Genomic DNA, 7,353 nt, shown 5'->3' on the forward strand with positions numbered 1-7,353 from the left:
ACGTAATAGCGCACAACGAGGAGGATGATGTCGGAAGGAAAATGGCGACCGGAAAAGTTGATAGTCATAATGCTAAACGTAATGAGTGCTGACGGATATCCTAACTCAGCACTCCTGTTTGCGACACAACCTGATAATTGCCTCATGAACTGACTTGTCATCAGTATAGTTAACAGGGCTGAGTACTAGTGGTAATCAGGTAATGCTAAAGGTAATGAGTGCTGATGGATATCCTAACTCAGCACTCCTGTTTGCGACAAAACCGAAGAATGAGCTACTCAAGATTTGTGGCATTATTAGCCAAAAAGTTATCCCACCGACGTGTAGTGGATAATTTATATTTCCTAGCCACTACCCCATGCAGTGGCTTCTTTATTCTGACATCATTCCCAAGCCCATTCGTTAGCAGGGCTTAGCCACTTTTGAGTTACTCATGGGAAGCATGACTTGCTTACTCATGAGTTCCAATTACTTTCAATTTGTGAGGTCGATATCCGGCACTTTAAAGGATTAGCCGAGAAACTCACGATTACGGCTGATATTTAAAGGTGCACAAACTATGAGCTGTATACCTTAGGGTAGAAGGACTTAAAGAAGCTATCTTCAAGGTCTCAAAGAATCAGACTTCCATAAGGAAAAGCTAAATCTTACCGCTCGTAAAACTTAAAAGGACAGTAAAATGAATACTTGGACGATTATCTCGTTCACCATCTTCACTGCGATGGTGGCGATTGTTTCATGGCTCATAACAAGAAAAGAAGACCTCAGTACCAATGAAGGGTTCTTCTTGGGCGGGCGAAGCTTGTCTGGTATGTCAATTGGTTTTTCTGTGCTGCTCACCAACTGGTCAGCAGCTCAATTAATAGGGCTAAATGCACAAGGGTTTAATTATGGCCTGTCTAATATGACATGGACAGTAACCTTAGCGATTGGCGCTGTAATTATGGTTTGCTTCTTCTTGCCATTTTTCATCAAAACACGTATTACCACCATACCTCAATATCTAGAGAAACGCTTCGGCCCTGTGGCGCGTAACGTCTTCTCTTTTTGTATATTGATCAACATGGCAGTCGTCGTTTTACCCACGGTCGTTTATGCAGGTGCATTAGGTCTAAGTAAGATGTTTGATGTTTCTGCCTTGCTTAACATCAGTGATGACTACTCCCTCATTTTAACCATCATCTTAATTACCATTATTGGTGGGGTTTACGCCATCTTGGGGGGATTAAAGGCAGTAGTCGTATCCGACTTTATCAACGGTATTGGCTTTTTCATCGGCAGTATTCTTATCTTATTTTTGGCGCTTAAAGCCCTTGGCGATAATAGCGTAATTGCAGGTACGGTAGAGCTAATCACCAGAGAGCCCGACAAGTTCAATGCCGTCTCTCCAGAGACAACCAATATGCCACTGTCGGTCATTTTCACAGGTATGATTCTCTTAAATGTCTATTTTTGCTGTGCAAACCAAGTATACATTCAACGAGCAATTGGCGCTAGGTCGCTAGCTGAAGGCCAAAAAGGCATTCTATTTGCTGCAGTAATGAAGGTTGTCAGTATTCTGTTTTTGGTGGTGCCGGGCATTGCTGCGTATCACCTATATGGCAATGAAGGCATCAAAGCCGATGAGGCCTACCCTCTGCTAGTAAATCGCTTACTGCCAGATTATTTGTTAGGCTTTTTTGGCGCAATTGTATTTGGCGCGGTCATCTCGACCTTTAACTCAACCGTCAACTCCTGCTCAACCATATTCTCAATTAATATCTATCAGCCTCTGATCAAGTCTAAGAAAAGTGGTCAAGACCGAACGGTATTTGCTGGCAAGGTGTTTGGCTCGCTGCTGATCCTATTTGTTGCTATCGTTGCGCCACTGGTTCAGTATGCTCCCGATGGACTCTTCATGTTTATGCAGGAGTTTGCTGCGCTATTTGCCATTCCAATGTTGCTCCTGATCCTAGCAGGATTGGCACTGAAAAAGGCAACAGCAAAAACGGCTATCCCTGGCGCAGTTTTATACATCTGCCTATATCTGATCTTCAAGTTTGTAATCACAGGTTGGGATATTCACTTCTTACACACCAATGCTCTGTGCTTTGTACTAGGCGCTATGTTAATTGCCGTACTCACTTACCTATACCCGGGTGATGAGAGCGTAGCCGAAGCTGCAAATACCAGTGATAAAGAGCCACCAGTACCACTGGAAAACTGGAAGTACCTTCGTATAGGGTGCATCAGTGCCTTAACGCTCGTTGTTGCTACCTATGCCTTAGCGTCTCCAATCGGGCTAGCCGCACCTGTTGAAGATATTCCTATCAACATACTGCGTATAGTTGCTGTCTCAATCGCTTGTGTATTCGCTATCGACTATTTAATTGCCAAGCTTTGGCACAAGCCACAGAACGTTGTCGCTACATCAGAAAGTTAGCGACAATGAGGCCAGCCTTTCGTATCCGCCCCATGATCCCACGGGGCGAGTATTAATGAGTGAAGTTCCATGGAAGTAAAGAGTCAAGGTCAGGTTCTGGATGAGCTAACTCTTTCATACACTTAACCAGATAGTCGAACAGGATTAGTCCATTAGCTTTAGCGGTTTCGATGATGCTGTAGAGCATGGCACTGGCTTCTGCACCTTTCGGGGTATCGGCGAACAGCCAGATGATATGACCTTTACTAAGTCCCGCACCACACTAATAGGAGCACTATCATGATTCTTGAGTATCATTCAGTATATGTTGGTCTCGATGTGCATAAAGATATCATCGCTGTTGCTATCGCTTCACCAGAACGACTTGGCGAGGTTAGGTTCTGGGGGAATATCAATAACGACCCAAACTCTATCAATCGCTTCATGAAAAAGCTTTTGAGTAAATATAATAATATCTTGATATGTTACGAAGCTGGGTTTTGTCGCAAACAGGAGTGCTGAGTTAGGATATCCATCAGCACTCATTACCTTTAGCATTATGACAATCAACTTTTCCGGTCGCCACTTTCCTTCCGATCGGTATCAGGGCTTGATGGCAAGAGCAATTCTGCAGTGCAACCTATCGTCTTCAGTTGCTCCAGCCCTTCTGACAACATGCTTCGCAGTAACGCTTGCCCTAGAGATAACGTTACGGGTCCGGAATAAAAACGGCCGTTATATTCACTCAGCAATCCCCAGTGTTTCAGATAGTTGAGCTGACGATACAAAGTGCTCTTGGAAAAACCGCTTAATTTCAGTAAGTCCCCAGCGGTTAAAGGTTGGAGAGCCTCGGAGATGAGAACGAGGAGAAACAAGTTACGCTCTTGTGAGCTGATATTTACCATCCCTCAACCACCTTCTGGTTCAACATTAATATTTCTTCTACAGCAACCATGCCAAAATATGGGAAATAATGTTTCGTATATTGGGAAATGTTTTTAATTCATTTACTTAAAAGTAAAGCATGTCGATAAATGCTATTAACTTCGCTAGACACCACTGTATATGGCAGACCTTTCATTGCTCATCGCACTAATAGTGCTGTCGGAAATACCATCTTGGTGCAAAGCATGGGTTCATAGGTCGTTGTACCAGAAAACTCGATGTTAGTGCTGGTCCGTGAGGATTGGGTGCTATTGTGATAGGAAACCCTCATAAATAACCGTTCTAGTACTCCAATCGTGTTAACGCACTATAACTTTGTATTAACTAGCATAGAGCAGCCACTCTGAACAACTCAATTAGGTTTGCTGGGCAATACCAATGCAACTAAAGCGAAGGATGACTCAGCCTGGTTTGGTAAAGCTACGCCGCAAACGACGCAGGCTCAATTCATTTAGCGTGAATGTTACCCTGTCACCCTTGCGTTGTAACTTTCTTGGTTTCTTAATGCCATAACCTTAAAACGCCTTAATTTTAAAGGGTTTGCGTTCTAATTTCGAGCTCGTAGGTTTTATCCACGTCCCGTTGCTCGATCCCAATATACTTCATGGTGACAGCCGGCGAACTGTGGTTCAGGACGCTGCATATCTTCTCAATCGGTATTCCCTGATCATACATCGCCTTGCCGCGGGATTTTCGGGTGGTATGACAGCCTATCTTCCGCCCCCCGATGATCTCGCCCATTTCTGAAAAAGCCTTATAAACCGATGACCGATTGATAGGTTTTTGTTTGCTTCCTGCCCGGTTGCTGTGGCTCTGGAACAAATACACATCGCCGGGATGCGCTTGGCGGCGGCGGTTTATGATCTCCCAGGCGGCCCCATTCACGACGGCCTTCTGGCTCTTGGATGTCTTGATCTCAACCACGCGGATCACGTCCCTAAGCACCCCCTCATCATCCCGCTCTTTGGTCACACAGTCGTGCAGCCGTAATTGGAGCAGGTCAGAGATACGGAAGGGGATATTCAGGCCAAATTGCCAGATATCAGAGAAAACCCGGTCACTGCGGTGTTTCTCCAGTAACCGGCCTACCCATTCGCACTCAGCCAGCGTTAACGCCGATACTCCCGCCATGAAACTCCCTAAGCATCAATTTGTATTTTCTTGTTATTTTGGTGCTTAGGGGTGGAAAAGTCAAACTGACCTGCTGTTTTTACTGGTCTGGCTAAGCACCATTATGTACTTTTGATGCTTAGGGGTAGGCAAGAAAGTTATAGCGCATGGGTGACAGTGTAACATTTACGCTAAATGAATTGAGGCGGTGTCGTGTTGCTTTACCAAACCTTTAGTTGCATTGGCTTGGTATTGCCCAGCAAACCTAATTGAGTCGTTTAGATTAGGTGCCTTATTTTTCTAGCTAAAAGTTATAGTGCATTAATGCTACTTGCTGGCATAGAGCTGTGATCGATGATTGAAGTGGACAGCTTGACAACCCTGGTGGCTTATCTGTTTGGGACGAATTCTATGCGCTTGCAGCCTAATTGTATCTGGGGAAGAGGACGTTTGTCCTTCAGCATAACTTTGCGAGAAAAACATTCTGGGGTATTCCAGCACTCTAGACAATAACCTTTAATAACAGCTTAATACCGACTCCTTGCGCTGAATATTCTACATATCCAAAACATCAATCAAAGTCATTTTTTATTAATTATTTCTACATAATACTAGAAATGTGACCCCCTTTGTGTCTTTAAAGCAAAACAAGTGAAAGAATGGATTTGTATTCATAATTTTAATACAAGGAAGTTAAAACATGAGTGAGTACCTAGCTCCTATAATCATTTTCATGCTCGGATTAGCATCTGGGATCTCAGCTATAGTGATCGAAAATAGATATAAGAAAAGGAAAGTAATTATTATTTCCGCGATTTTTTGCATGATTCTATTACCAATCTTCACACCGATAATTCTTTATTTTGCCTACAAAGGTAAAAAACAACACGAAGATAAGCTTGAGGAGGAGCTAAAGTTTGCAAGCAACAGCTATATACCAGAAGAAGAACTGTCATTTAAGTCGGTTAAACAAATTGTCGAGAATTACAGCAAAGATAACGGGGAGGTATCCTTTAATTCCCGTGCTGTAGTGCTCAGTGTTGGCGCTGACAACATGGCTCAAGAGCATCATAGAAAGTTTGGCGGAGCCTATCTGTTACAAAGATTCAAAGATGAACTGATAAAACCATCCTTCACTTTATCACGGTCATTCAGTAGCTTAGATACAAAAGAAAAATGTGCTTTGATGCTTATTGAGGTTGTCAGGTCATTTAAATCTGACCCGAAATTATTCAATAATGACTTTATGAGCATTATATCTAATCACGGCGACTGTAAGGTATCTGATAAAAACGAAGATCTTACGGAAAAGTTTACAGCTGAAATGAACATTCTCTTAAAAGAGTGGATGAGAAATAATCTAGCAACGCCTTCAGAGGCGGTTGATAATATCGAACATGTAATGCGTACCTACGTCAATGATAACAACGGCGAGCTAAGTGAGATAATTAAAGTTCATTTAGGCAATCTAGGAGTAGAAGGTCAACCAGAAACTATAGAAGCAAAAGCCTAACAGATAAGACTATTATCTTTAGTTTATTATCCCCTTTTTCGGAGTATGGAAAAGGGTCTGTCTTCCTCCATGATCATTACAGGGTACTGGCTCTTTTTCCGGCTAGCACTTATGGGTGTCAAGATCACCCTCTTTCTTTTGGCCGGTAAATGTTCAAAGTAATGGTAAAATCATACTTCCGCCTCGGCAGAGGTTGTTCTCACTACCTTAAAGAACAAGCTCATTATTTTGCAAGCAAAAAAGCACTTCCCATAGGGGAGTAGCTCGACGGTGTAAGTATAATCAAGCCGGGTATCGATTTTTCATAGCGTGGCGTAGATTGCGCCAATAATGGATTAGCAAACAGAGCATTCATTAAAAAATACTGTTTAGGCATAAATGACTTCCATACAAGTTGGGGAACACTTCCATTGTTGCATATTTTTACTATTTATATGAGTAATTAAATTAAATAGAAAATTTTAACAAGTGTCTATCAATGTGACGTTCACTCAGTTAAGTTTTATGAGGCTTTTCTAGTAAGTTTTTTTGAGTCCTATGCTAACTCGCTCTTTACCTTTCAGCCAGAATGACAGTATCACCGAGGTAAGAGGTTTGAGATAATACCAGATTTAGCGTACTTCATTTTAAATGTTATTGGGATAAATGTTGAGAGGAAAATACAGATAGAACCTTATTGACAAGAATACTTTTAATCTCGCGAGTGAAATTGAACCTCCCCCAAATTATTGAAGGCAGTTCAATCTCACCAACTTTTTCGCTCTCTCAATTAAGAAACCATACCAAGCGACTGTCTCGCCCTATCAGCGTTAGCACCATCCTCTGCAAAAACAAATCCTCGCTCAATGAGGCGCTGAGTGTAGTTTTTGTTGTAAACAAAAGCAAATATGATGTTTACGACAAAATATAATAAGCCAAATGAGAATAAAGTGAATATAATAGTTGCAACAAGCACACCTAGCCCAAGACCTATATCTCCACGTGTAATAGCCGGTATTCCAGAGAAAAAAAACGATGTCCAGCTAAAACCATATAATCCATCTTTTGCTATTTTTGTGTTAGGGTTAATCATTTTAATGACTGTGGCCATACGCACTCCAAAAGAGAAATGTTAAACCATAATTAGTAGAGTTATATATATGCGAAAAAAAATTTTTTATCCACATTTGAATTCACAATTTAGATATTTAAGCTCTATCTATTGAATATGACGTATATTTCAGTTTGTTTAGCTTAATTTTCATTTATTACCCATCAATTAGTTTGAAGTCCCACCTATTTGGCGTACAGTACTTCAAATATTACTACTGCCCCACTAAACCTACGACCAGCTCATGATACCTACATGTTTAACTAGTATCTGTAGATCTCACGCTCAATAAAT

Annotated in this window: 6 protein-coding genes and 2 pseudogenes; 3 read left to right on the forward strand and 5 right to left on the reverse strand. The window is 41.7% G+C overall.

The features are described 5' to 3' along the window. The first annotated feature begins 679 nt into the window (after positions 1–679). Positions 680–2,422 (forward strand): solute:sodium symporter family transporter, encoded by a 1,743-nt coding sequence (locus NHN17_RS25055; RefSeq protein WP_255045400.1) that lies wholly within the window; start codon positions 680–682, stop codon positions 2,420–2,422. 52 nt (positions 2,423–2,474) lie between these two features. Here the strand turns inward: NHN17_RS25055 and NHN17_RS25060 are convergent. Then, positions 2,475–2,651: pseudogene (locus NHN17_RS25060) on the reverse strand (transposase domain-containing protein); the annotation flags it as partial. Positions 2,652–2,701: 50 nt separating this feature from the next. On the opposite strand from NHN17_RS25060, the pseudogene NHN17_RS25065 reads away from it, so the two are divergent. After that, positions 2,702–2,905: pseudogene (locus tag NHN17_RS25065) on the forward strand (IS110 family transposase); the annotation flags it as partial. A 62-nt stretch (positions 2,906–2,967) separates the two neighbouring features. Here the strand turns inward: NHN17_RS25065 and NHN17_RS25070 are convergent. Next, positions 2,968–3,306, reverse strand: a complete 339-nt coding sequence (locus NHN17_RS25070; protein WP_255045401.1) for a helix-turn-helix domain-containing protein — start codon at positions 3,304–3,306, stop codon at positions 2,968–2,970. Between the two features lie 571 nt (positions 3,307–3,877). Beyond that, complete coding sequence (locus NHN17_RS25075) at positions 3,878–4,477, reverse strand: tyrosine-type recombinase/integrase (RefSeq protein ID WP_255045402.1); 600 nt, start codon at positions 4,475–4,477, stop codon at positions 3,878–3,880. Positions 4,478–5,156: 679 nt separating this feature from the next. On the opposite strand from NHN17_RS25075, the gene NHN17_RS25080 reads away from it, so the two are divergent. Next, positions 5,157–5,969: a hypothetical protein gene (locus NHN17_RS25080; RefSeq protein ID WP_255045403.1), complete on the forward strand. Its 813-nt coding sequence runs from the start codon at positions 5,157–5,159 to the stop codon at positions 5,967–5,969. Positions 5,970–6,192: 223 nt separating this feature from the next. Here NHN17_RS25080 and NHN17_RS25085 read toward each other — a convergent pair whose 3' ends face one another. Then, complete coding sequence (locus NHN17_RS25085; RefSeq protein WP_255045404.1) at positions 6,193–6,345, reverse strand: hypothetical protein; 153 nt, start codon at positions 6,343–6,345, stop codon at positions 6,193–6,195. A gap of 393 nt (positions 6,346–6,738) precedes the next feature. Further along, positions 6,739–7,059 (reverse strand): hypothetical protein, encoded by a 321-nt coding sequence (locus NHN17_RS25090; RefSeq protein ID WP_255045405.1) that lies wholly within the window; start codon positions 7,057–7,059, stop codon positions 6,739–6,741. Between the last annotated feature and the right edge of the window lie 294 nt (positions 7,060–7,353).

This window comes from Photobacterium pectinilyticum, from assembly GCF_024357955.1.
GTDB lineage: Bacteria > Pseudomonadota > Gammaproteobacteria > Enterobacterales > Vibrionaceae > Photobacterium > Photobacterium pectinilyticum.